Genomic DNA, 23170 nt, shown 5'->3' with positions numbered 1-23170 from the left:
ATTATTATAAAATAAAAGACCTCAATTAGAGGTCTTTTATTTTACATGCTTGTAAATATTTTTAATTGTCACTTTGCGTTTCCGCAAATTTGTATCCTCTTAAAAAATCTTCAACATTCATTCTCTTTTTGCCTTCCAATTGCAGTTCTTTAATATTGAAAAAGCCATCTGCACAGGCAAATCTTAAATATGTTTTACCATCAGTTTGATATTTTCCCGGTTGGACATTTGTAGAATTGCTAAGTTTTTCTCCCCTGTAAATTTTTAGCATTTTTTGATCAAGGAATGTAAAGGCACCAGGGAAGGGAGAAAGGCCCCTTATTAAATTATTGACTGCTTCCAATGGTTGGTTCCAGTCTATGCGGCAGGTTTCTGTAAAAATTTTAGGAGCATGCTTCAATGCCGGGGTATCTTGTATTCTTTGGTCTTCGGTTTTGACCTGTGGCTTTTCTTTTAGTCGCCCATCAGCCAGTTCTTCAATGGTTTTTACCAATAATGCTGCACCAACTTCCTTCATACGGTCATGAATTTCACCTGCAGTTTCATTTTCTCCTATAGGAATGGTTTGTTGCAGTAATATATCCCCGGTATCTATTTCATGCTGCAATTTAAATGTGGTCACCCCGGTTTGTTTTTCTCCATTGATAATGGCCCAGTTGATTGGGGCTGCGCCCCGGTATTGGGGCAGTAGTGAGCCGTGTACATTGATGGTACCTCTTTTTGGCATATTCCAGACCACTTCTGGTAACATTCTAAAGGCTACAACAACCTGCAAGTCTGGATTTAAATCTTTTAATTCCTGTAGGAATTGTGCATTCTTTAATTTCTCAGGTTGCAATACTCTAAGCCCTTTAGCTATTGCATATTGTTTCACGGGGCTTTCCTGAAGTTTCATACCCCTTCCAGCTGGTTTGTCAGGAGCAGTGATCACACCAACAATATTGCATCCTGCCTGTACCAGCGCATTCAACGAGGCAACTGCAAATTCTGGTGTACCCATAAAAACAATGCGCAGATCTTTATAATTCATTGTAATATTTCAGGAATCGTAATAATATTCTGGTTTATAAAATCCTATTTGATAATTTTTCTTTTACCTCTTATTACCTGTTATTCAAAATCAGGATATAGAAGATATTTTCTACGAATACTCTTGAATTGGCTTAGTTTGGGTTCCCAGCTTTTGCGAATTTCTGTTTCACTAGCCCCCGCTTTTACCTGTTGCATTAAGGTGGCGTTACCAGCCAGTTTATTAAAAAATGACTGGTCCATGTCTCCCGATTTTGTTTTAATAAAGAATGATTCTTTATCCGGGAATAAACGGTAAGCATCGAGGAGGTATTTTAATTGTATTTTATTGTTTACCTTTTTCAAAACCTGATCTTGTGTACCACTTATATTCCAACCATAACAAACCTGGTCTTTAAGTTTAGGGTCTTTTGCTCCCTCTGTTGAAACAGGGGTGAATTTATAAAGATCCTTAGGTAAGGAAGGATGTCCAAATATTTCGAAAGGTTTATCGGTGCCACGGCCTTCACTTAAGACAGTTCCTTCAAAATAGCAGGTAGAAGGATACCAGTAAATAGATTGAATCTCCGGAAGGTTTGGTGATGGTTTTACAGGGAGCTGGTATTTACTGTTATGTGTATAATTGCCACATTTAATTACCATGAAATGAAATAAAGTATCAGGTGGAGAGTTTTTAGCTACCTTATAATATTCACTGCGTTGATTTGCCTTCTCACTCAACCATTTTTCACCACTTAGCATCATAGCGTATTCCCCAATGGTCATACCATATACCACTGGCACAGGCTGCATTCCTACGAATGATTTGTAATTAGGTTCCAGTACGGGTCCATCTACATAAAATCCATTCGGATTTGGCCTGTCGAGGATCATTAAAGGTTTCCCATATTCAAAAGCCGCATTCATGAACTCTTCGAGGGAGGAAATAAATGTGTAAAAACGCACACCAACATCCTGTATATCAAATAGTAAAATGTCTACATCCTTTACATCTTCAATAGAAGGCCTTCTTTTGCTTCCGTACAGTGAAACAACAGGTATGCCTGTTTCTTTGTCAATATAATTTGATACTTTTTCTCCGGCATCTGCTGTTCCTCTAAAACCATGTTCAGGACCAAATATCACTTTTATAGAAACGCCCAGTTTTTTAAGGGTATCTACTAAATGGGTATTTCCTACCATGGAGGTTTGGTTAGCGAAAATGCCGACTGTTTTTCCCTTCAGCAAGGGAAGGTATACAGACAATCGTTCAGCTCCTGGAACTATGGGACTGGTCGTTGCAGAGGTGGTTTTTAAAGGCGTTTTTTGTGCGGTGCAGGATATACTAAGTATAGAAATAAGAAAAGCTAAAACAATCTTCATCGTTCAAATTTCAGGAAAAATTGGCAAGCAAAACGTGAAAGATTAGTACCTTGCCAGCCTTCAATAACAAAACATCTTCCTGCTTTTGCCCCACCTGGTTGTTGCAGATAATATGTTTGGTTGCAGGTTTATCATTTAATTTAAAAATACCTGGTGAAGAACAGCCATTTGGAAACAGTATCATAAATAATTTATTGACTCAAAAAACGAAATCATGCAACAAGTGCAAAACGGTGATAAGATAAAGGTTCATTATCATGGAAAATTACGTAGCGGTGAAACTTTTGATAGTTCAGACGGAAGAGAACCTTTGGAATTTACAGTAGGAAGTGGTCAAGTAATCAAGGGATTTGATGAAGGTGTGAAGGGAATGAAAGTAGGTGATAAGAAAACAGTTGAGATACAAGTAACAGATGCATATGGTGAAAAGCAGCAGGAAATGATGATTGAATTTCCAAAAGATCAGTTTCCTGCAGATATGAATCCTGAAGTAGGTATGCAGTTAATGATGAGCAATGGTTCCGGACAACAATTTCCAGTAACCGTAGCAGAAGTAAAAGAGGAGAGTGTGGTGTTGGATGCTAATCATCCCCTGGCTGGCCAGGACCTGGTCTTTGACCTGGAATTAGTTTCCATTGAGCCTACATCAAGGATCATAATGCCATAAAAATTATCCCATAAATAATAAGAATCGCCCTTTTTTAAGGGCGATTCTTATTTATACAATTATTCGGCTGCCATTTCAAATGATTGCTCCACAGGTTTTTTATATTCAGCTGACCTGGTTCCCCTGCCAAGCCACCAGGCTACCCATAACCCTGCCAATCCCCAACTGACAATAGCATCTGCAAGGTGTGCCCAGGTATCAAAACTTTCATACCATATAGCTCCGGTATAAGGTGCATTCAAAAACACGATCATGCCTATTGCCAGTGCACTTAATACTATGGTAGTAAATCCTGGATTAGCCATTCTTCCAAGAAGCCAACAAAACAGGAAGACTATGATAATATTCACTATTAAACCCCTCACCATATTCATTGCCATATTGTTCTTTAGGGAATGATGATATTGGACAATAGCCCATGGTTTTCCTTCAGCCTCTTTCATAGCTTGCTCTCTTTGAGCTGCAGTGGTATTGTCAGGAATATTAGGCAGGATATATCCGCCTTCAGGCAATTGTTGTGAATTGAGAAAGGTCATGATAGCATCCTGCTTATCAGTGTAGTTTTGTGCAGGCTTGTGAAAGTTAATCAAAGCAAAAGATAAGAATTGCCAAATGAAAATAATGATGCCACCAACAAGGGCAGCTACAATGGTTTTTTTCATTGCATAATGTTTTGGTTCTTGTTAAGTTAAGAAAAACTACAGAAATAGTTTATTTGGGAGCATACATGTATTGAATATGGTACAATTCCACTATGTATCATTTGATTAGCATTTACCTTGCCGTACATTTGAAGCATGTTTCACAACTATTCCTTTACAGCATCTGAGCGATTCATGAGATATGTTCAGATAGATACTCAAAGTGATCCACTTTCACAATCGCAACCAACCACTGAAAAGCAGAAAGACCTTTCAAAGCTTCTGGTGAAAGAACTTCAGGCTATTGGAATTACAGATGCACACATGGATGAACACGGGTATGTATATGCTACTATCCCTGCTAATACAAATAAGAAAGTTCCAGTAATATGTTTTTGCGCCCATGTTGACACCGCTCCCGATGCCAGTGGTACAGGAGTAAAACCCATACTGCATAAGAATTACCATGGAGAAGATATTGTGTTGCCTGACGATGCTGCCCAGGTTCTGAAAAAGGCCGACTTTCCTTATTTAGACCGGTTAATTAGGCATGATATCATTACTGCCAGTGGTACCACATTATTGGGTTCTGATGATAAGGCAGGCGTTGCTGAAATCATGGATGCAGCCAATTTTTGGATGACCCATCCAGAGGTAAAACACGGCACCATTCGCTTGTTATTTACACCAGATGAAGAAGTAGGGAAAGGAACAGTAAAAGTTGATCTTAAAAAATTAGGAGCTGATTACGGATATACACTGGATGGGGGTGAGGCAGGGTCCCTTGAAGATGAAACCTTTAGTGCTGATTCCGTGCAGTTGATCATCCATGGGGTTATTACTCACCCGGGTTATGCCAAGGATAAAATGGTGAACGCTTTAAAAATTGCGGGAGATGTTCTGGCGTCTCTTCCACGTGCTGAATTGTCCCCCGAAACAACAGATGAAAAACAAGGTTTCATTCATCCCATCCGTGTAGACGGTATAGCAGAAAAAGCAACAATTGATTTTATCATACGAGATTTCGTTACTGATGGATTGAAAAAAAAGGAAGACTTTCTGTTAAGTGTGGTGGAGATGGTAATGGATAATTACCCAAAAGCAAGTTTTGAATTCAAGGTGACGGAACAATACCGCAATATGAAAGAAGTCTTAGATCAGCATCCACAAGTTGTTGAATATGCTAAGGAGGCTATTGCAAAAGTCGGACTTTACTTAAAGATGGAAAGCATTCGCGGAGGCACTGATGGCAGCAGGTTGTCATTCATGGGCTTACCCTGCCCCAATCTTTTTGCAGGCGAGCAGGCTATCCATTCAAAGCTTGAATTTATCAGTGTTCAGGATATGAATAAGGCTGTGGAAACCATCATTCATATTGCAGAAATTTGGGAGGAGAAAAGTTAGGTAATGCTCTTCCCCGATATGTATTATAGGTGAATGCATTCCTGAATAACAACAAAACTCTGTGAAGCTATTTTTCTTATATATCATGCTCTTCCCACTGCAGCTGATAGCACAGGAACTGCTTTTAAATGGAGGGTTTGAAGAAGAGAATATTTGTTCTGAATATAAAGTGAACTGCGCACCCGAAGCATGGATATATACAGTGCCATCTTATTTTTATTACTATAAAGACAGGGGATTGGCCCATGGAGGAGAGCATTTTGTATCCATAATAGCTGGTCATGCGAAAAAACCTTATTATAGAACATTCATCCGGAGTAGGTTGCTCTGCGGACTGCGGAAAGGCCACACCTATGAGCTGCGCTTTTTTATCAAATCTCTTCATCCCATTCTGGACAGTATAGGCGTATATTTTACTTCCTACGATTTCTTATTTGAGAAAGAGCCATACAAGAAAATTACACCTACACTATATCTTGAAGATGCTGTTCAAAGGCCTTCTAAATCATCATCATGGCAACAAATAGTATTTCACTATAAGGCAACAGGTTCGGAGTCTTTTATTTCTATTGGCAATTTTTCAAAAGGAGACATCACTGGTCCTACAGGTTTGAACCGGGAAAACAATTATTTTGTTTTACTTGATGATATTTCACTTCGCCCTACAGATGTAAGAGAACAATTATGTCCTGATTGGAAAAATACAATGGAAGCGATCTACGCCCAGGATGAACGTCATGAATACCTTGGAAGGGAAATAAAGGAAGCTAAAAACAAACCACTTCAAACCGTCCGTCCTTCCGTTACTCAAATCCAAAAAATAGATACCCTGGTTTTACCCGATGTATTATTTGCTACCAATAGTTTTGGACTGACCCCTGCAGCCAATAAGATTCTTGATAGCCTGATTATTTCAACAAAGAAGTTCTTCGTTGATTCCATACAGGTTCATGGCCATACAGACAACCGGGGTAGTTACATCGCCAATGAAATTCTTTCTCAAAAGCGGGCATTATCTGTCCTTGATTACCTTCAACCGCATTTCAATAGGAATATCCAGGCTAATGGCTGGGGAAGTTCCAAACCTGTGGCAGATAATAATACACCTGCCGGAAGGCAAAGGAACAGGAGAGTTGAAATTTATTTATACGTCCGGGAATAACAATTCATTTTATCCAGATATGGTATCTTAGTCGATCAAACAAGCAACCAAAAAAACATAACATGTATCTTTTGCAATCCGATTCCAATTCTCTCCTCAACTTTTTATTGAACTACTGGTGGTTAATTTTACTTCTTCTTATTGTGTTTAGTGGACTATTCACAGTAAACCAGGGGTATGTAGGTGTAATCACGATGTTTGGCAAATACCGTCGTGCAGCACGCCCTGGATTAAACTTCAAGATACCATTCTTCGAACAGGTAATGAAAAAGATATCGGTTCAGAACCGTTCTGTGGAAATGGAGTTCCAGGCAGTAACTATAGACCAGGCCAATGTTTATTTTAAGAGCATGCTACTATACTCTGTGCAGAACACGGATGAAGAAACCATTAAAAGAGTGGCATTTGTGTTTATCAGCGACAGGGACCTGATGCAGGCACTTACACGTACCATAGAAGGCTCCATTCGTGCCTTTGTTGCTACCAAGCGTCAGTCAGAAATACTTGGACAGCGAAAAGAGATCGTTGATTATGTAAAGGACCAGATAGATCATACATTGGAGCAATGGGGTTATCATCTGCAGGATCTGCAGATCAATGACATCACATTTGATAAAGCCATTATGGATTCCATGAGTAAAGTGGTTGCTTCTAATAATCTTAAGGCAGCAGCAGAAAACGAAGGCCAGGCGCTGCTTATTACTAAAACAAAAGGCGCAGAAGCTGAAGGTAATGCCATTAAAATTGCAGCGGAGGCAGAAAGAGAAGCCGCCCGTTTGCGTGGCCAGGGTGTAGCGCTTTTCCGCCAGGAAGTGGCCAGGGGTATGACGGAGGCTGCAGAGCAGATGAAGCAGGCCAACCTGGATACCAATGTGATCTTGTTCAGTATGTGGACAGAAGCTATAAAGAACTTTGCAGAATATGGTAAGGGTAATGTGATCTTCCTGGATGGAAGTTCGGAGGGTATGGAGAAAACCATGAAACAAATACAAGCATTAATGATAAAGCCCGCAGGAACCCAGTTATAAGTAGGGGTTTCCTGTGTTAAATCTCTCAAAAAGTTAAAGCCTGCTTAAACAGCAGGCTATTTTTTAACCCTTATTTGCATTACAAAATAATAGGCGTTGCCTAACGTTATTCATCACGTTATATTACATTTACCGCTAAAAGACGAAATTTCGTATGATAAACCTGCTACAAATTGTAGATACCTTAAGCCGGACTGCTACTTCACAAGCTGATATGAATAAAGACGGGAGCATTAGCTTAGGCGAATTGCTCACCATGGGAGGCTGGGTAATGATTCCCCTGGTGGCTTTATTCCTGGTTACCATATTTGTTTTCTTTGAGCGTTTTATTGCCATACGTAAAGCTTCGCGTATTGATTCCAATTTTATGAATATTATACGCGATCACATTGTAAATGGAAATGTAAGTGCTGCCCGCAGCTTTGCCAAGAATACCAATAACCCGGTAGCCCGTATCATAGACAAAGGGATTCAGCGTATTGGAAAGCCTATTGATAGTATTGAAAAAAGCATGGAGAATGTAGGAAAACTTGAGCTTTATAACATGGAGCGAAATCTTTCTATTTTATCCCTGATTGCAGGTATAGCGCCTATGTTAGGATTCCTGGGTACCATCGTTGGTATGTTTGAATTGTTTTACCGCCTTGCTTCAACAGGAGATTTCACCATTCAAACAATGGCCAATGGTATCTATACTAAGATGATCACATCTGCTTCAGGTTTGATCATTGGTCTGCTGGCTTATGTGGCTCACAACTTTTTAAGCACACAGGTTGATAAGACCGCCAACAAAATGGAAGCGTCCAGCTCAGAATTCATAGATGTATTGCAGGAGCCAACAAGGTGATCACAACCTGGGCAGAAAAAAGTGTAAACGTAAATCTCCAGGTTAGAAATGACCTTGATTAAATACCAGATACAGTAACATGAATATCCGAAGAAAATTAAGAGCTCATACAGAGGTGCATACAGGAGCGCTAAATGATATCCTGTTCATCCTGCTGCTTTTCTTTTTGATCGCTTCCACGTTGGCCAATCCAAACCTTGTCAAGGTGAATAATCCAAAGGGTTCAAAGGATATGAAAGCCAAACAGAATATTATAGTTTCTGTGAATAATCAACACCAATACTTTATGGGACAGACACCGGTTGATTATGCGCACATGGACAGCCTGCTTAAATACCAGATAGAAAACGCAAGAAAGATTGTAGACACCCCCTCAGTAATCGTTAATGCCGATACTATTGCCTATTGGGGAGAAGTATTTAAGATCATGAGCATTGCCAAGAAATATAATGCAAAAGTGGGGGTTCATGTAAAGTGACAAGTAATTGATCCTTTACCTTTAAAGGTTACTTGCCGGGAAAGCCCTCATTACTCTTAAAGAGCTATTATTTACTCACCTTTACCATCCTGTTTTTTTGCTGCATGTCCTTCCTTAATTCTATTTTATTATAACCTTCATCACTGAATAGCCTGACTACATCATTACCCAAATCTTCATGTATCTCCATATAGATACTGCCATTTTCATGCAATCGGGATGATGCAAATTTGGCCAGTGCTCTATAAAATATCAATGGATCTTCATCTGGGACAAACAATGCTGTATGCGGCTCGTGTTCTACAACATTTTTATTCATTAGATCTTTATCCCTGATGGGTATATAGGGTGGATTGCTTACGAGGATATTTACTGTCGGAAGTTGTTTTTGCTGCAATTGATCTAAAAAGTTCAGCCCTTGAAAATCTACCCTGATATCAAGTGCAGAGCCATTTCTTCGGGCTACATTCAGTGCTTCTTCACTCAAATCACAACCCCATACTTCTGCTTGTGGCATTGCTTTTTTTAGGGCTAAGGCAATGCAACCACTTCCTGTTCCTACGTCCAGAATCTTTAATAAGTCCGTTTCATCGGCATCAGCTGTTACACGGGAAAATACCTTGTATCCGGAGGCCCTTACATCACTTATGATCCATGCTACCAATTCTTCTGTTTCAGGCCTTGGTATCAATACTGATGGATCAACAAATAACTCCATCCCATAAAACCAACATTTATTCATTATGTACTGTATGGGCTCATGCTTTAATAAACGCTCAACTCCTTTATGGATCGCTACCTCTTGTTGCTGGGTTAAATCTGCTTCTTTATTCATCAACCTGTCACCTTTTGAAAAGGATGTGAAATGCTCCAGGAGCATATCTGCCATTATCACTGCTTCGTTAGTAGGATAAATACTCTCAAGGCTGTTTCTGATATACCTTTCTGCTGCTGCCAGTTTCATTGGCCAAACTTAAAACATGTTGGATTAAATTTGTCTATTGCAATAGAATGAACGCGACTTCACACGAAACATATATGTACCGTTGTCTTCAACTGGCACAACTCGGTGTTGGCAATGTAGCACCCAATCCTATGGTGGGTGCCGTGCTGGTACATGATGACAAAATAATAGGTGAGGGTTATCATCGGAAATATGGTGAACCTCATGCTGAAGTCAACTGTATCAATTCAGTTAGCCCGGATAAACAGGAGTTGATCAGTCAATCCACCTTATATGTTTCCCTGGAACCATGCGCTCATTTTGGGAAGACGCCTCCCTGTGCTGATTTGATTGTACATATGAATATACCAAGGGTGGTTATTGGTTGCCGCGATCCTTTTGCACAGGTGGATGGAAAAGGAATTGAAAAGCTTTTGTCAGCAGGGGTAGAGGTTGTTTCGGGGATTTTGGAAAAGGAATGTAGGGAATTGAATAAGCGGTTCTTTACTTTTCATACATGCCACCGGCCATATATTATGCTAAAATGGGCGCAAACGGCAGATAGTAAATTAGGGTATTCTTCATCATTGGGAAATAGCCCGCTCCCTGTTTCCCGGCTTTTTATTACCAATGCATTTACTAACAGGCTGGTACACAAATGGCGAAGTGAACAAATGGCTATTTTAATAGGTACCCATACAGCCATTCAGGATGACCCATCATTAAATACAAGGCTATGGCCCGGAAATCACCCGGTGCGAATGGTAATAGATAAACAATTGACACTGCCATCCGGATTAAAGCTATTTGATGGATCTATTCCAACCATAGTTTTTAATGAAAGAAAAAACACCATTGAAAATTTGAAAGTTGTCCGCCAACAGCCAGGCGTACATTATTACCAGGTAGTTTCTTCTGATAGCCTGGTGCAACAAATAATGAATGCCTTATACCATATGGAAATACAATCCCTTCTGGTTGAAGGCGGTTCCGTATTATTGCAATCTTTTATTGAAGAAGATATGTGGGATGAGGCAAGGGTGATCACCAATGAAAATTTGTTCCTGGGAGAAGGTTTAGCTGCACCAGTACTTAGACAGGGGACACTCATATTTTCAGAGGGTATTGCATCAGATACTATCCGCACTTATCAACATATCAAATTGAATGAACCATTATAACACTATTGAGAAGCCTTCTGTTGCAGAATATAAGGACAGGGGTAGCCGTTTCATTGCTTATGCTTACCCTGTTGCTACTGCGGATGATTTTAAGAAGCATTTAAAAGCCCTAAAAGAAGAACATCCCAAGGCAGCACATCATTGCTTTGCTTACCGTATTGGCACGGATGGAAATAACTTTCGCGCAGGCGATGATGGTGAGCCTTCTGGTTCGGCAGGCAAGCCTATATTGGGTCAAATAGACAGTAAAGGTGTCACCAACGTAGCGGTAATAGTAGTACGTTATTTTGGTGGCACCTTGTTAGGGGTACCCGGTCTTATCAATGCCTACAAGATGGTCACCTCCCTTGCTTTGCAACTGACACCTATTATTCAGAAGCCTATATTGGAAACTTATGTGCTAAGTTTTGATTATACACTAATGAATGAAGTGATGATGGTGGTAAAACGCTTTGGCTGTGTCATACTTCAAAATGAAGCACAATTATTTTGCCGCATGGTACTTGGTATTCCAATGGAAAACCTTGAAAGCACTATCAATAAACTACATGACCTGCATGGTTTAGAATTCAGCAAACTCCAGGGCAAATGAAGGTTGACAAGTTTTCTTGTTGAAAACCAGGTAATTATAATACATTCATTTCCTTGATATTATAGAGTACTCCAGCCAGGAATAGCTCCCAATCACCTCAATAAACCTATCAGATCATAGCATTATTTGTTCTTTGCTGCCCATAGCATTCGATTATGCTTGTTCTATAGTGCTGCGGTACTTCTCCTTATTTCCAGTATACCAAAGCACTAAGAACTCCCTATCTACGGTATGGATACTCCGTGCCCGCACGGAGTATCCATACCGTTTCTATACAGTAGCTATACCGGAGGTAGGGAGTAAGTATAGCCAGGGAATAAAGAAATCAGAAGTAAAGTATAAATGACCGGCAACGGAATCCCAGGCCTATATGGTGTAATACCCTGGAGTTGATCAAATTATCATTCACAACCCTGGTAAATAGGGTTAATGAGACCCGGATGTATTTAAATGGGATTTATTTTAATCAATACTTATTTAATATGCTTTTACCAGTTTAGGATATGCGATTTATTAAGCATATTAATCAGTATAATAAATCAAATGGAAATGGTTGATACCTGTCAGTGATCTTTCAATTTCCTGTCATTGGTTTCAATAGTGGTGATCTTTTAGATTAGGGTATGATTACCTCTATACGCCTATTCATAATACTTTGTTGCTGCGGCCTTATGGTCCAATGTTCAAAAAATGGGGGAACATCAGGTGGAAACCCTCCCCCCAACCCGACAACTTTCAGCATTTCAGGTTTGGAATACGACCCACACATAGTTACATTAAGACCTGATCTTACTTCTTTTACATTTTATGGAAAAATCAATTTTGCCAATGCCAAAGGGGGTGTGCACCAGTTGAGGCTCACTACATCTGCCGGGGCAGATCTTACACAGGATATACCAGCTAATAGTGAAGTTAGTGGCATTTTAACCGGTGTATTTCAAGTAGGATTGTCAGCGACTCCTGCTACTTATACTTTCGATATATGGATAATTGATGGTAAAGGAAATATTTCCAATAAATTATCAGGGACCGTGCAGGTTGTGATTGATGATAGCGGTAAGTCCTGGCAGGAAACTACTATTTCAAGTACTTACCAGCCAAATAAGATCATATGGGCCAATTCTCAATTTATGGCTGTCGGACATGCGGGAATAGTTATCACTTCTAACAGTGTTTCGGGTTGGACATTGCAACATACAGGAACTAATAATATGTTATGGGGAATCACCTGGTCTGGAACACAGTATGTGGCTGTTGGCGAAAATAAAACCATATTAACCTCACCGGATGGAATAAACTGGACCATTAGATCTATAGGTGACGTAAGCGATTTCCGGCTTTATGGCATTGTTTGGTCAGGTTCAAAATTTATTGCTGTCGGGGCTAATATGGCCAATAACCAAACAGAGATACAAGAATCTACAGATGGTATTGTATGGACTGCATCTCCATTTACGGTTCATAGTGGTGAACTTACCTCCATTGCCTGGTCAGGAAACCTATTTGTGGCTGTGGGTAGTTACTTTGTAGAGGGTACCCGGAAGCCTCTATTATTAACTTCACCAAATGGTATTGATTGGACCAACAGATCCAGCTCTGCCACAGGGGGATATTCCTTAAATGATGTTATATGGACCAGATCTAAATTTGTTACCGTGGGAAGCGGTGTATCCGGATTTTCCAATGATGGCATTAACTGGAGCTATGTTGCCAATCCGGCTATAGGATTATTAGGTGTTTGTTATTCAGGGAAAACTTTTGTGGGCGCTGGTAATGGCATATACACTTCCAGTGATGGTGTAAACTGGACACAAGCGTATCCCGATGATCATTTATATACTATTAGAAGCGTAGCATGGTCAGGTTATCAATATGTAGCCGTTGGTAAGGTTATGTCAATGCTTGTTTCACCAGGCTATTAATGGCCAGGCAATTATATAAGCTTAGTGCAGGCTAATTACTCTGGTGATTTTCCAGGTATTGTTGGTGTGCTGCCAGATAATGACAAATTTTCCCGCATGTGATGGCGTTCCGGGAGGTTCCTGGTTGTTATGGAATCGGTGAATTCCCATTTCTACTGCACCAAAGTCTTTTATAGGATATACTTCTATACTACCTGCTACTAATTCCCTTGTCACTTTTCCGCAAATGTTTTTTTCAAGCGCTTGCATGATATCATTTTTGGAAGTGGAAAGACCTCCTTTGTCATGGTAAAATTCCAGGCTGTCTGAGAAAATAGATCGTTGCTTCTCAAGGTCACAAGTATTGTAGGCGGTAAAATAAATATTATCCCATTTTACTATTGTATCATACAAGGACTGCGAATCGGGAATATATGAATTGGTCTTTACATTCCTGGAAGCAGAACAAGCTGATAAAATAATGGATAGTGATATTGTGCAATAAGCAGCTATTTGAAGTGGTTTCATTTTATTTATTTAGGCTGAAAATTTCAGATTTCAGACACAAATTGTAATCAGCATACTAATGTAATGAAAGGTATAAATTTCTGTTGTACCTACCGGGATAATCAATGTTGGGATCAAAGAATAAACAGGTATTGTATTACTAAGGTCATGCAGATGCTATTTGGTGTCTAAGTATGTGGGATTGTATTCCACATTGGTAATGGTAAAAGACCCATAGCAAAGGTCTTCTTTAGGGAAATGCCATATGGTTTCGGCAATGGCAGGGAGATTAATTCCATTGATAATTTTATATCCCCTGATCGGAGTTGACCATTGAGCCTTTTTAAAACTATTATCTGCAGCTATGGCAAACCTGTCGTTAGATTCAAAATTGGTCATCTTACCATCATCTGAGAAATAGAGGGTTGCTGTGATTGTTATACCATTGCTGGTGAAACTTGCTTTCACTTTATGGCTGTCACTGTCCAGCCATTTTATTCTTTTGTCTAACAGTGTAGCTGGAGCCAAACAGCACATATCATTGAAGAAGGTTACGGTTTCAGCTTCATCCATTTCTTTACCTGCCTTGTATTGTACTTTAAATAATGATAACAGCCTTATATCCATTACGGCTTTGCCATTACTGAAGCGATGATATCCAGCCACAGGCATACCTTTCATCATTGCATTCATAAAAAAGAAGCGGCTGGTACTATCAACAAAATTATACTGCGAACTTGTAACAGGCATCCAGGCTGCACTTGTATCTTTTCTTAGCTGACCTGAAAACCGGACCTTAAAGTGATTAACTTTTGGCTTACCTATTACTCCGCAATACTTTAAATATTTTTTAATAGCATTGGGCAATAATTCAAAATCCTGTTCAGTCAAAATATTGGAATTATGGTTAGCATTCTTATCCAATTGCTCTTGTACATCTTTATGGTACTGGTCTTTAAATTGTGCCGTTGCAACAGAAACGAGTATGATAGCCAGGATAATGACATTAATCAAAGTGCCATATTTTGCTTCTTTCCAGTTAAGTATGATCAGGTATTGAGAAAGCAATAAGGCTACACCTGCAATTATCCACCACCAATCCTTATCGTTAATATAGAATAGCACGGAGTTGATTAAAAGCAAGCCCGCAACAAGCCATAGAATGCCACTGAATCTGGAAACAGATATGGCAACTTCCGAAAGCTTTGTAATGTTAAAAGCAATTGTAAACCCTAACAAATGCAATAATCCATGTATAAATACGAGGATGATAAGCATTGTTTTCATGACCTCTCATTTTGATATTGTAAATGAACAATTAAATGGACAGGGAGGAGATGATGGCTGTATAGAAAAATTGTGATATTGGTCAGTGTAGGAATAATAAAAGGTGCTTTCAGATGAAAGCACCTTTTATTATAAATGATGAGATATTATCAGGAAATACCCATTTTCTTTTTAAGGTTCTGGTCAATGGCATCAAGGAATTCTTCAGTATATAAATAATCCTTGCCATGTTCTACTTTTCCAGGGTTGATAGTTAAGGCGAGATCCTTGGTCATTTTACCACTTTCTACTGTTTCAATACAGACTTCTTCCAGTGCATTGCTGAAGTTGATTAGTTCCTGGTTATTATCCAGCTTACCACGGAAGGCGAGACCTCTTGTCCATGCAAAGATGGAAGCAATAGGGTTAGTAGAAGTTGGGTTACCTTTCTGGTGCTCACGGTAATGGCGGGTTACTGTTCCATGTGCTGCTTCGGCTTCCATTGTTTGTCCATCAGGCGTTACAAGTACGGAAGTCATTAATCCCAGTGAACCAAAGCCCTGTGCAACAGAATCACTCTGCACGTCTCCATCATAATTTTTACAGGCCCATACAAAGCCGCCATTCCATTTCATAGCAGATGCCACCATATCATCGATAAGGCGGTGCTCATAGGTAATGCCTGCCTCTGCAAATTTTTGTTTGAACTCTGCATCAAATATTTCGGCGAAGATGTCCCGGAAGCGTCCATCATATTTTTTCAGGATAGTATTTTTTGTACTCAGGTATAAAGGCCATGCTTTTTGCAATGCCATATTCATACAGCTGCGTGCAAAGCCACGGATACTTTCATCGGTATTATACATAGCGAGGGCTACACCTCCCTCTCCGGTATAGTTGTAAACTTCGTATTCCTGCTTTTCTCCATTATCACCCTCAAATGTAATTGTCAACTTGCCTTTTCCTTTAACAACAAAGTCTGTGGCCCGGTACTGGTCGCCAAAAGCATGACGGCCAACAACAATAGGACGATCCCAGGTTGTGACAAGGCGCGGAACATTTTTGATAACGATGGGTTCACGGAATACTGTTCCGTCCAGTATATTTCTGATAGTACCGTTAGGGCTTTTCCACATTTGCTTCAGGCTAAACTCTTTTACCCTGTCTTCGTCAGGAGTGATGGTAGCACACTTGATACCCACACCATATTGTTTTATGGCATTAGCAGCATCAATAGTTACCCTGTCATTGGTCTGGTCACGGTATTCAATGCCAAGGTCAAAGTATTTAATATCAAGTTCCAGGTAGGGAAGGATCAATTTGTCCTTAATAAATTTCCAGATTATACGGGTCATTTCATCACCATCCAGTTCTACAACCGGGTTGGCAACTTTAATCTTCTGTGTCATTTATGCGTGGTTTGTTTAAATAATCGGCAAAACTAAGGTTTATTTTAAGTTACAGCTATGAGTAATATAAGGAGGGGACCTGGCATCTACAGGAATCTTTTTCCAGATGTAGGCAGTTTTTAGAGATATCCTCAGGGCAATTAATAAAGAGCCAATAAAGAAAAACTTTATTACGTGGTGATCCACTATGAAATGCAATAATTGTAGTAACTTATGGTGGCAAACTTCATTATAACCTTCACAAGATGCCAGCATGGAAAATGTACGGCCATTTTTCCTGTTTCTACACAAGTTTATAGATCTTAAGGAACAAGAATTTAATGATGATATCAGGCCCTACCTCCAGATACGCCATTTCAGGAAAAAGCAACCATTGTGTAAAATAGGAGAAGTAGAAGAGTACCTGAATTTTATTCTTAAAGGGTTGGTATTGAAGTATTATAAGAAAGGTGATGGAGATATGGTAACACAGATCTCTACTGAAGGCCACATAATTCATTCACAGGAATCCTTTCATAGCCGGACTCCATCAGAATATTGTGTAGAACCCATTGAGCCTACTACTGTTGTATCAATCAACTATGAGAACCTGGAGAGGATATATTCAAAAAGTGCAAAAATGGAAAGGCTGGGAAGATTGGTAGTAACATTTTCCATGGTTGTTAAGGATAAGTGGTGGACCAATATGATTCGTCTTACTCCCAGGGAACGCTTCCTTGACTTCATTCATAAGAATCCGGAACTGATTCAAAGGGTGCCTCAAAAATTCCTTGCATCCTATCTCAACATTCAGCCGGAAACCTTTAGCAGGTTTAAGCACATGCTGAAAGAAAAGAGAGTTCATCATTAGAAATCTAATGGTTGCCCCGATTTATCCATTATTGATGATGAGATAACTACCTGGTATACGTAATATGCCATGGTATATTATTTGCCCCGCTATTTGTTCATCCTTAAAAGATTACTATGAATCAAACATTAGTACAAAGACGGGAGAAGTCAGCCACAGAGGAAAGATCTGTTGGTAATAATAGTTGGATAGTAGCTCCAGGCGTATGGAGATTGAAAGACATCTTTGTGAATGTGTATATAATTCAGAACAGGGAAAGAACAGACTGGGTACTTGTAGATACAGGATTGAAATCTACGGCTTCTAAAATCAGGAGCCTGGCTTCCAGCTTATTTGGTGGTAGTGGCAGCCGGCCTAAGGCTATTATTATGACTCACGCCCATTTTGACCATAGAGGATCATTGCTTGAATTAGCAGAAGAGTGGGGGACCCCTGTATATTGCCACCATATGGAAAGGCCTTACTTAACTGGTCAGTCATCTTACCCGCCAGCCGACCCATCGGTGGGTGGAGGTATGATGTCTTTACTTTCTTTTACATATCCAAAAGGTCCAATCAATGCAAGTGATTATTTAAAAGAATTGCCTAATGATGGAACTGTTCCGGAATTAGAAGACTGGAAATGGATTCATACACCAGGACACACTCCCGGACACATAAGCCTGTTTAGGGAAAAAGATGGTTTATTGATTGCAGGTGATGCCTTTGTTACCACTATGCAGGAGTCGGTTTTGGCAGTAGCTACGCAGAAGGAATTCGTCTGTGGACCTCCCAAATATTTTACGCCTGATTGGGGTGCAGCTGCGCGTTCTGTAAAAGAATTGGCTGCGTTGGAACCTAATATCATGGCTACTGGTCATGGTCACGCCATGTATGGAGATTTAGCCAGGAAAGAACTACATAAATTATCACGGGAATTTTGGAAGAGAGGTATGCCTGCAACCGGGCGCTATGTGAAAGAAGCAGCAGCTTTTGATGAAAACGGGAAGCCTGTACATATTCCTTCTGCTAAAGGCGTTTTAATCAAGAAGATTGCTATAGCTGCGGCTTTGTTTGCATTGGGTTATTTAATATCCAGGCAAAGGAAAAACACAAAGGGAATCAGTAAGCTTGCAACAGGCCAGCTTGGCTCAGCCCTTAAATCTTCTGCACTGGTGGCACTTGGAGCTACAGCTGCGGCATCGCCAGCTCTTCCAAGTATTCCGTTAATTCCTGCTATTTAGATGAATAGTAACAATTCAATGATTAAGATCATGAGGGCTTAATCATTGAATTGTTTATCAAATAACTTATTAGCATTTAATTATTCAGCAAGTTGACGTTTATAGATCTGTATGGTATTTTCTAAACCCAGGTAAATAGCGTCGCTGATGAGTGCATGTCCAATGCTTACTTCATCCAGCCATGGAATATTTTGTTTGAAGAATTTCAGGTTATTAAGGTCAAGGTCATGTCCTGCATTTAAACCAAGACCCAACTCTTTGGCTTTTTTTGCTGCAGCCACATAAGGTGTTATTGCTGAATTTCGGTTTCCGGATGCATATTGCCTGGCATATCCTTCAGTGTATAGTTCTATTCGGTCTGTTCCTGTTCTGGCGGCGCCTTCCACCATTTCAATAACAGGGTCAACAAAGATGGAGACCCTTATGCCTGCAGATTTGAATACAGCAATCATTTCCTTTAAATATTCCTTATTCTTTAAGGTGTCCCAACCATGATCTGAAGTTATCTGACCAAGTTCATCTGGCACAAGGGTTACTTGGTCAGGCATGTTTTCCAAAACAAGGTCTACAAACTTTTGTTCCCTGCAATTGCCCTCAATATTGAACTCTGTATTGATTACCTTTTTTATATCTCTTACATCCTGGTAACGTATATGTCGTTCATCAGGCCTGGGGTGCACAGTGATGCCATCCGCACCAAAGCGTTGCGCATCTATAGCAACTTTCACAACATCAGGATTATTACCTCCCCGGCTATTACGAAGTGTGGCAATTTTATTAATGTTTACCGAGAGCTTAGTTGACATGAAGCAAATTTAAGGAGAAGCTTTGTTCAATATAAATATGAAAAGCCTAAGGAACTGTTGATCCGGTTTGTAATTCTATCATATGTTGTCAGCAAGCAGTTGAACACTGGCAACAAAATTTTTGAACGGCATGGATTGTTTTATAAATCTCATCTTAGTTTCTTTTCCATTACCAGAAATTCAAGGGGTTGCCTTGGGATCCCAAACCTTGAATCATTAGGAAAGGGTTGGCGTTCTTCAGTTTGAAAATAACCCCTTCGTTCATACCATCGTATTAGCTCGCTTCGAACAGTTATTACCGTCATTTTGATGGAATGACAACCTTCCTTGCGGGCATATTCTTCCGAGACTTTTAATAATTCTTTTCCAATACCCGAAGCCTGGAGTTCCGGTGAAACTGTTAGCATGCCGAGATAAAGAAAATCTGCTTGTTTTTGAAGATACACGCAACCAGCAAGCTTATTGCCAACCATACATTTTAAGATAACAGAACCAGGTTGATGAAGCATTTTATAGATGCCATCTTCATCTGTTCTTATTCCATCCAACAGGTCAGCTTCTGTTGTCCATCCCTTCTTTGAAGTTTCACCCCTGTATGCACTATTGACCAGTTTGACCAGTTCAGGAATATCAGAGTCAGAAGAATTTGAAAAATGTAAGTTTCCAGGCATACCACAAAAATAAGAATGCAACAGTGCTTCTTTTCAAACTTCAGGAATGTAAATCATAAAATAACTTTTAGTAAACCTGGTTCTAATTGCTGGAGTTTATTGGGCGATATAATGTCTTCTAATGTATTCATCTGCATAAAGCTGCTGAATTGAGATGAAAATAGATCTATTAAAAGTCGATTCAGATTTCTTGAAAATCTATACAATGAATTAAATAGCCTGCACTTTATTTCCAAAAAAGAATTTTAGTACAGGCATTATTTGAATTAATATAATTAAGAATTAGCACCTGGTGGTGTTTAATAATATTGATCATTTATGCAAGGCTATTGACAAGCACATAAAAACTAATGCCCCAAAATGCAAGGAACATAAATATCATAAACAGGGCAGTATTAAATCTTAATTTGCCTGCCTTCACTTCAGTTTGCTCAACTAATCTTTTCCACGACTGTTTCATAATATTTCAATTTTGTAACAATAGTTCGAACAATGTGCCATTTACCTGAATACAAAAAGAAATTTAGTATTGCCACAAAAATATCTCCAGCATGTGGAAGGGAAACCTCAAAATAAAAGGTTATCATCTTATAAGAGTTACAATACCTTTTTGAAAATAAGATTGGCCTTTATAATCTGTGGCTTTTACTTCCCAAACATAGGATTGTGTTCCTTGCAGAGAGCCATTAATACTTCCATCCCAGCCTCTTCCATTTTGGGTGGTTTCAAATATTAAACGGCCCCAACGATTATATATGCGGAAGTATTCAATTTTGGCCATGCCAGCAGCAATAGGTCTCAAAATATCATTCTTGCCATCATTTCCAGGAGTAAAGGCATTTGGGACAAAAATTATCGGTTCTGATTGAAATACACTGATAGCAATAAATGAGGAGTCGTTACATCCGGCCTCATCGTATACCTGGACTTTGTAGATAACCCTATCAACTGGTTCGTAAAATGTAGCTATAGGATTATTAGTTGAAGTGGAAGAAAGATTCAATGCAGGTGACCATTGGTACCGTACACCACCTGAAGCATTTAATTGTAATGGTTGTCCTAAAATTATTGAAGTATCATTTCCTGCAAAAGCCTTTACCTCGGGTAGCATCCTTATAAATACACTATCTCTTGCTGTTTTAGGGCAGCCTTTATTATCGGTTGCAGATAATACAAAATACATACTCCCTGGCGGATGCACTGCAAGTTCCAGGCTATTTGAATCACTAACCAGAGAACCAGGCGACCAATTAAATTTGTTTCCATTAGTAGCGCCACGTAGCCGCGCTACAGATTGAAAACAAATGGTGGTATCAACTCCTGCATTAACCGTGGGTAATGGCACTACCTTGATATTAACCTTGGCTGTAGCCGAGCAATGGCCTATTGTAGAAAGTATATTGTAGGTTGTGGTTGTATCTGGCCTGGCAAGAGTATTTAACGAGAAAGGATCTTCAATACCTGTGACAGGTGACCAGCTTATTGAAAGTCCATTTGTTATACATGTCAGGGATGCTGGATCATTAGCACAAATAATAGTATCATTACTAGGTTTTAATGTTACAAAATTTACCACGTTTACTTTAAGCGAATCGTTATTGATACAACCATTATCATTAAGGCTGACAATGTAATTGGTAGTTTTTTCAGGATGAACCAGCAACGTGGGTGAATTACTATTGATGATTCCTGTTGAAGTAGACCATGTAAATATGCCTGACCCTATAGCTTTTAATTGTACGCTGTCACCATTGCAGATCAATGTATCCCTGAAGTTAAATGTAATAGGAGGCTTGTCAACAATATTTACAACCTTTTTTACAGAATCTTTGCAACCAGTGCTGGTTGTAACGATCAATTGAATAAGCTTTGGACCAGTTTCACTGTGTGTGTAAGAAGGGTTTTGTTTATTAGAAGTATCAAGTGTAGTATTAGGATCGCCAAAATCCCAAAGCCAGGATTGTAAAACACCATACACTGTTTTTGAATTATCAATAAATGAAGTTGGCTTATCCACACATATCCCTTCAATTGAAAAGTCCGTAGTTTGGCCGGGGTACACCTTTATAAGGGAACTTGCGGTACCCGTGCATGATTGCCCTGAGTTGATAGATAGCGTAACCTTATAAATACCTGTATCAGTAAAGTTGACTGTTGGTGATGCATTGGATGAACTGAAAATTATATTACCGGAGCTATTTGAAAACTGCCAGTTATAAGAATTGATCAATGGGCTGTTGGATAAGTTTGAAATTGTTAGAGAATTAGAGTTTCTGCACAATAAGTATTCAGGCAAGAGGCTAGCAGAGGCAATTGTACATTCTGCAATATTTATTTGCAGGTCCTTCCTTTGTGTTGCTATTACATTTCCATGTCTGATCTCCTGTACACAAACTGTAACTACGTATATCCCGGCTGACGGAGCAATACCTGTGATCAACCCAGTTTGTGTATTTAATGTTATATTATTTCCTAACGGTGATGTACCTGTAAAACCTTGTCCATATGGCACAGGATCATAGGGCGGAGGTGGTGGAACAGCGTTAGGGCCGCTTGTTCCACTTTGATATGCATCACAAAAGGAATAACGTAGTTCATCTCCATCTGCATCTGCAGCAGCAAAGCTGTATGAAAAGGGGTTATTTGCACAAATTACTACCAGGTCATTACCTGTAAAATGGGCACTATTATTTTCTGGTGCATTAGATAAAATGGCATTCCCAGGGATCTCTGAAGTATAAGTAGCACCAACCTGGCTATAGCCCAATATGAAATTATTGATGTCTGCAATACGGAAGTTAACCTGCCCCACAATTAAATAGCCATCGGTATTCGGAGGTAATACGATGGAAAATTGATAAAATCCTATAACATAACAAACTGTTGGCGGGTTGGTGATACAAGGGTTTTGATTATTTAAACTAATGGTTGATTGTTCCGCCAAAGGAACAGGGATTTCCTGGATCTTTTGATATGTGCTTTTGTCAAAGATGGCAATTGTTGTGGGGTCATTGAATCGTCTTCCGCTATTACAAAGCATGTAAAGCTTAAGAGTCACATTGTATTTATTATCAGTTCCACTTTTACCTGCAAAAGAATAAAACATCTCACCGCCGGTTATATGATCAGCCCTGGCCTTGAAAGAAAGCGCAATGAAAAAAGCAAGAAGAAAAACAATAAACCTTTTCATAAAATGATAAAGG

23 protein-coding genes are annotated in these 23170 nt (G+C 39.5%); 11 read left to right on the top strand and 12 right to left on the bottom strand.

Features of this window, described 5'->3' with window-relative positions; translation table 11 throughout:
- Window positions 1–61: 61 nt before the first annotated feature.
- The 3 genes from fmt to BUA53_RS21115 all read right to left on the bottom strand — a co-directional run bounded on the left by fmt (window position 62) and on the right by BUA53_RS21115 (window position 2575).
- Entirely contained in the window at window positions 62–1030 is a 969-nt protein-coding gene (gene fmt, locus BUA53_RS01795) for a methionyl-tRNA formyltransferase (protein ID WP_072833517.1), read from the bottom strand.
- Between the two features lie 80 nt (window positions 1031–1110).
- Complete coding sequence (locus BUA53_RS01790) at window positions 1111–2391, bottom strand: exo-beta-N-acetylmuramidase NamZ family protein (protein WP_072833516.1); 1281 nt, start codon at window positions 2389–2391, stop codon at window positions 1111–1113.
- Window positions 2392–2401: 10 nt separating this feature from the next.
- On the bottom strand, window positions 2402–2575 hold the full coding sequence (locus BUA53_RS21115) for a hypothetical protein (protein ID WP_175545994.1): 174 nt from the start codon (window positions 2573–2575) through the stop codon (window positions 2402–2404).
- Window positions 2576–2605: 30 nt separating this feature from the next.
- On the opposite strand from BUA53_RS21115, the gene BUA53_RS01785 reads away from it, so the two are divergent.
- The gene (locus BUA53_RS01785; protein WP_072833515.1) at window positions 2606–3058 is read left to right on the top strand and encodes an FKBP-type peptidyl-prolyl cis-trans isomerase; all 453 of its coding nucleotides are present in this window, start codon (window positions 2606–2608) and stop codon (window positions 3056–3058) included.
- A 59-nt stretch (window positions 3059–3117) separates the two neighbouring features.
- Here BUA53_RS01785 and BUA53_RS01780 read toward each other — a convergent pair whose 3' ends face one another.
- Entirely contained in the window at window positions 3118–3720 is a 603-nt protein-coding gene (locus BUA53_RS01780; protein ID WP_072833514.1) for a hypothetical protein, read from the bottom strand.
- A 174-nt stretch (window positions 3721–3894) separates the two neighbouring features.
- Between BUA53_RS01780 and pepT the strand changes: the two genes are divergently transcribed.
- From pepT to BUA53_RS01755, 5 genes are all read left to right on the top strand, one after another.
- A complete protein-coding gene (pepT, locus tag BUA53_RS01775) occupies window positions 3895–5103 on the top strand; it encodes a peptidase T (protein ID WP_245792990.1) in 1209 nt (402 codons plus the stop codon).
- Between the two features lie 61 nt (window positions 5104–5164).
- The gene (locus BUA53_RS01770; RefSeq protein ID WP_139256308.1) at window positions 5165–6265 is read left to right on the top strand and encodes an OmpA family protein; all 1101 of its coding nucleotides are present in this window, start codon (window positions 5165–5167) and stop codon (window positions 6263–6265) included.
- Between the two features lie 62 nt (window positions 6266–6327).
- Window positions 6328–7293, top strand: coding sequence for an SPFH domain-containing protein (locus BUA53_RS01765; RefSeq protein WP_072833511.1), 966 nt, complete (start codon window positions 6328–6330; stop codon window positions 7291–7293).
- Window positions 7294–7447: 154 nt separating this feature from the next.
- On the top strand, window positions 7448–8140 hold the full coding sequence (locus BUA53_RS01760) for a MotA/TolQ/ExbB proton channel family protein (RefSeq protein ID WP_072833510.1): 693 nt from the start codon (window positions 7448–7450) through the stop codon (window positions 8138–8140).
- A 79-nt stretch (window positions 8141–8219) separates the two neighbouring features.
- Window positions 8220–8618, top strand: coding sequence for an ExbD/TolR family protein (locus tag BUA53_RS01755; protein ID WP_072833509.1), 399 nt, complete (start codon window positions 8220–8222; stop codon window positions 8616–8618).
- Window positions 8619–8685: 67 nt separating this feature from the next.
- Here BUA53_RS01755 and prmC read toward each other — a convergent pair whose 3' ends face one another.
- Complete coding sequence (prmC, locus tag BUA53_RS01750; RefSeq protein ID WP_072833508.1) at window positions 8686–9582, bottom strand: peptide chain release factor N(5)-glutamine methyltransferase; 897 nt, start codon at window positions 9580–9582, stop codon at window positions 8686–8688.
- A 47-nt stretch (window positions 9583–9629) separates the two neighbouring features.
- On the opposite strand from prmC, the gene ribD reads away from it, so the two are divergent.
- From ribD to BUA53_RS01735, 3 genes are all read left to right on the top strand, one after another.
- The gene (gene ribD, locus BUA53_RS01745; protein ID WP_072833507.1) at window positions 9630–10742 is read left to right on the top strand and encodes a bifunctional diaminohydroxyphosphoribosylaminopyrimidine deaminase/5-amino-6-(5-phosphoribosylamino)uracil reductase RibD; all 1113 of its coding nucleotides are present in this window, start codon (window positions 9630–9632) and stop codon (window positions 10740–10742) included.
- The gene (locus tag BUA53_RS01740) at window positions 10729–11334 is read left to right on the top strand and encodes an IMPACT family protein (protein WP_072833506.1); all 606 of its coding nucleotides are present in this window, start codon (window positions 10729–10731) and stop codon (window positions 11332–11334) included. The genes ribD and BUA53_RS01740 overlap by 14 nt, the downstream gene beginning before the upstream one ends.
- Window positions 11335–12005: 671 nt before the next feature.
- On the top strand, window positions 12006–13256 hold the full coding sequence (locus BUA53_RS01735) for a hypothetical protein (RefSeq protein WP_072833505.1): 1251 nt from the start codon (window positions 12006–12008) through the stop codon (window positions 13254–13256).
- Window positions 13257–13277: 21 nt separating this feature from the next.
- On the opposite strand, the gene BUA53_RS01730 is transcribed toward BUA53_RS01735, so the two are convergent.
- From BUA53_RS01730 to BUA53_RS01720, 3 genes are all read right to left on the bottom strand, one after another.
- Window positions 13278–13763 carry a nuclear transport factor 2 family protein gene (locus BUA53_RS01730; RefSeq protein WP_072833504.1) on the bottom strand — a complete coding sequence of 162 codons (486 nt, stop codon included), beginning with the start codon at window positions 13761–13763 and terminating at the stop codon, window positions 13278–13280.
- A gap of 156 nt (window positions 13764–13919) precedes the next feature.
- Window positions 13920–15029 (bottom strand): DUF6544 family protein, encoded by a 1110-nt coding sequence (locus BUA53_RS01725; protein WP_072833503.1) that lies wholly within the window; start codon window positions 15027–15029, stop codon window positions 13920–13922.
- Between the two features lie 149 nt (window positions 15030–15178).
- Entirely contained in the window at window positions 15179–16417 is a 1239-nt protein-coding gene (locus BUA53_RS01720; RefSeq protein WP_072833502.1) for an isocitrate dehydrogenase (NADP(+)), read from the bottom strand.
- Window positions 16418–16670: 253 nt separating this feature from the next.
- Between BUA53_RS01720 and BUA53_RS01710 the strand changes: the two genes are divergently transcribed.
- Both BUA53_RS01710 and BUA53_RS01705 read left to right on the top strand, forming a co-directional pair.
- Window positions 16671–17267 carry a Crp/Fnr family transcriptional regulator gene (locus tag BUA53_RS01710; protein WP_072833500.1) on the top strand — a complete coding sequence of 199 codons (597 nt, stop codon included), beginning with the start codon at window positions 16671–16673 and terminating at the stop codon, window positions 17265–17267.
- Window positions 17268–17383: 116 nt separating this feature from the next.
- Window positions 17384–18490: an MBL fold metallo-hydrolase gene (locus tag BUA53_RS01705; protein WP_072833499.1), complete on the top strand. Its 1107-nt coding sequence runs from the start codon at window positions 17384–17386 to the stop codon at window positions 18488–18490.
- Window positions 18491–18570: 80 nt separating this feature from the next.
- On the opposite strand, the gene BUA53_RS01700 is transcribed toward BUA53_RS01705, so the two are convergent.
- From BUA53_RS01700 to BUA53_RS01690, 4 genes are all read right to left on the bottom strand, one after another.
- Window positions 18571–19296: a pyridoxine 5'-phosphate synthase gene (locus BUA53_RS01700; RefSeq protein ID WP_072833498.1), complete on the bottom strand. Its 726-nt coding sequence runs from the start codon at window positions 19294–19296 to the stop codon at window positions 18571–18573.
- 149 nt (window positions 19297–19445) lie between these two features.
- Entirely contained in the window at window positions 19446–19967 is a 522-nt protein-coding gene (locus BUA53_RS01695; protein ID WP_072833497.1) for a GNAT family N-acetyltransferase, read from the bottom strand.
- A gap of 316 nt (window positions 19968–20283) precedes the next feature.
- Window positions 20284–20427, bottom strand: a complete 144-nt coding sequence (locus BUA53_RS21110) for a hypothetical protein (protein WP_175545993.1) — start codon at window positions 20425–20427, stop codon at window positions 20284–20286.
- A gap of 123 nt (window positions 20428–20550) precedes the next feature.
- A complete protein-coding gene (locus BUA53_RS01690) occupies window positions 20551–23157 on the bottom strand; it encodes a PKD domain-containing protein (protein WP_072833496.1) in 2607 nt (868 codons plus the stop codon).
- Window positions 23158–23170: the final 13 nt, after the last annotated feature.

The sequence above is a fragment of the Flavisolibacter ginsengisoli DSM 18119 genome, from assembly GCF_900129295.1.
Classification (GTDB): Bacteria; Bacteroidota; Bacteroidia; order Chitinophagales; family Chitinophagaceae; genus Flavisolibacter; species Flavisolibacter ginsengisoli.
This window is presented reverse-complemented; position numbering and strand designations above follow the sequence as displayed.

What these genes read in the sequence shown, in the direction of transcription:
- fmt (WP_072833517.1), bottom strand. Translation starts at nt 1,030, where the DNA reads ATGAATTATAAAGATCTGCGCATTGTTTTTATGGGTACACCAGAATTT.
- BUA53_RS01790 (WP_072833516.1), bottom strand. Translation starts at nt 2,391, where the DNA reads ATGAAGATTGTTTTAGCTTTTCTTATTTCTATACTTAGTATATCCTGC.
- BUA53_RS21115 (WP_175545994.1), bottom strand. Translation starts at nt 2,575, where the DNA reads ATGATACTGTTTCCAAATGGCTGTTCTTCACCAGGTATTTTTAAATTA.
- BUA53_RS01785 (WP_072833515.1), top strand. Translation starts at nt 2,606, where the DNA reads ATGCAACAAGTGCAAAACGGTGATAAGATAAAGGTTCATTATCATGGA.
- BUA53_RS01780 (WP_072833514.1), bottom strand. Translation starts at nt 3,720, where the DNA reads ATGAAAAAAACCATTGTAGCTGCCCTTGTTGGTGGCATCATTATTTTC.
- pepT (WP_245792990.1), top strand. Translation starts at nt 3,895, where the DNA reads ATGAGATATGTTCAGATAGATACTCAAAGTGATCCACTTTCACAATCG.
- BUA53_RS01765 (WP_072833511.1), top strand. Translation starts at nt 6,328, where the DNA reads ATGTATCTTTTGCAATCCGATTCCAATTCTCTCCTCAACTTTTTATTG.
- BUA53_RS01760 (WP_072833510.1), top strand. Translation starts at nt 7,448, where the DNA reads ATGATAAACCTGCTACAAATTGTAGATACCTTAAGCCGGACTGCTACT.
- BUA53_RS01755 (WP_072833509.1), top strand. Translation starts at nt 8,220, where the DNA reads ATGAATATCCGAAGAAAATTAAGAGCTCATACAGAGGTGCATACAGGA.
- prmC (WP_072833508.1), bottom strand. Translation starts at nt 9,582, where the DNA reads ATGAAACTGGCAGCAGCAGAAAGGTATATCAGAAACAGCCTTGAGAGT.
- ribD (WP_072833507.1), top strand. Translation starts at nt 9,630, where the DNA reads ATGAACGCGACTTCACACGAAACATATATGTACCGTTGTCTTCAACTG.
- BUA53_RS01740 (WP_072833506.1), top strand. Translation starts at nt 10,729, where the DNA reads ATGAACCATTATAACACTATTGAGAAGCCTTCTGTTGCAGAATATAAG.
- BUA53_RS01735 (WP_072833505.1), top strand. Translation starts at nt 12,006, where the DNA reads ATGGTCCAATGTTCAAAAAATGGGGGAACATCAGGTGGAAACCCTCCC.
- BUA53_RS01730 (WP_072833504.1), bottom strand. Translation starts at nt 13,763, where the DNA reads ATGAAACCACTTCAAATAGCTGCTTATTGCACAATATCACTATCCATT.
- BUA53_RS01725 (WP_072833503.1), bottom strand. Translation starts at nt 15,029, where the DNA reads ATGAAAACAATGCTTATCATCCTCGTATTTATACATGGATTATTGCAT.
- BUA53_RS01720 (WP_072833502.1), bottom strand. Translation starts at nt 16,417, where the DNA reads ATGACACAGAAGATTAAAGTTGCCAACCCGGTTGTAGAACTGGATGGT.
- BUA53_RS01710 (WP_072833500.1), top strand. Translation starts at nt 16,671, where the DNA reads ATGGAAAATGTACGGCCATTTTTCCTGTTTCTACACAAGTTTATAGAT.
- BUA53_RS01705 (WP_072833499.1), top strand. Translation starts at nt 17,384, where the DNA reads ATGAATCAAACATTAGTACAAAGACGGGAGAAGTCAGCCACAGAGGAA.
- BUA53_RS01700 (WP_072833498.1), bottom strand. Translation starts at nt 19,296, where the DNA reads ATGTCAACTAAGCTCTCGGTAAACATTAATAAAATTGCCACACTTCGT.
- BUA53_RS01695 (WP_072833497.1), bottom strand. Translation starts at nt 19,967, where the DNA reads ATGCCTGGAAACTTACATTTTTCAAATTCTTCTGACTCTGATATTCCT.
- BUA53_RS21110 (WP_175545993.1), bottom strand. Translation starts at nt 20,427, where the DNA reads ATGAAACAGTCGTGGAAAAGATTAGTTGAGCAAACTGAAGTGAAGGCA.
- BUA53_RS01690 (WP_072833496.1), bottom strand. Translation starts at nt 23,157, where the DNA reads ATGAAAAGGTTTATTGTTTTTCTTCTTGCTTTTTTCATTGCGCTTTCT.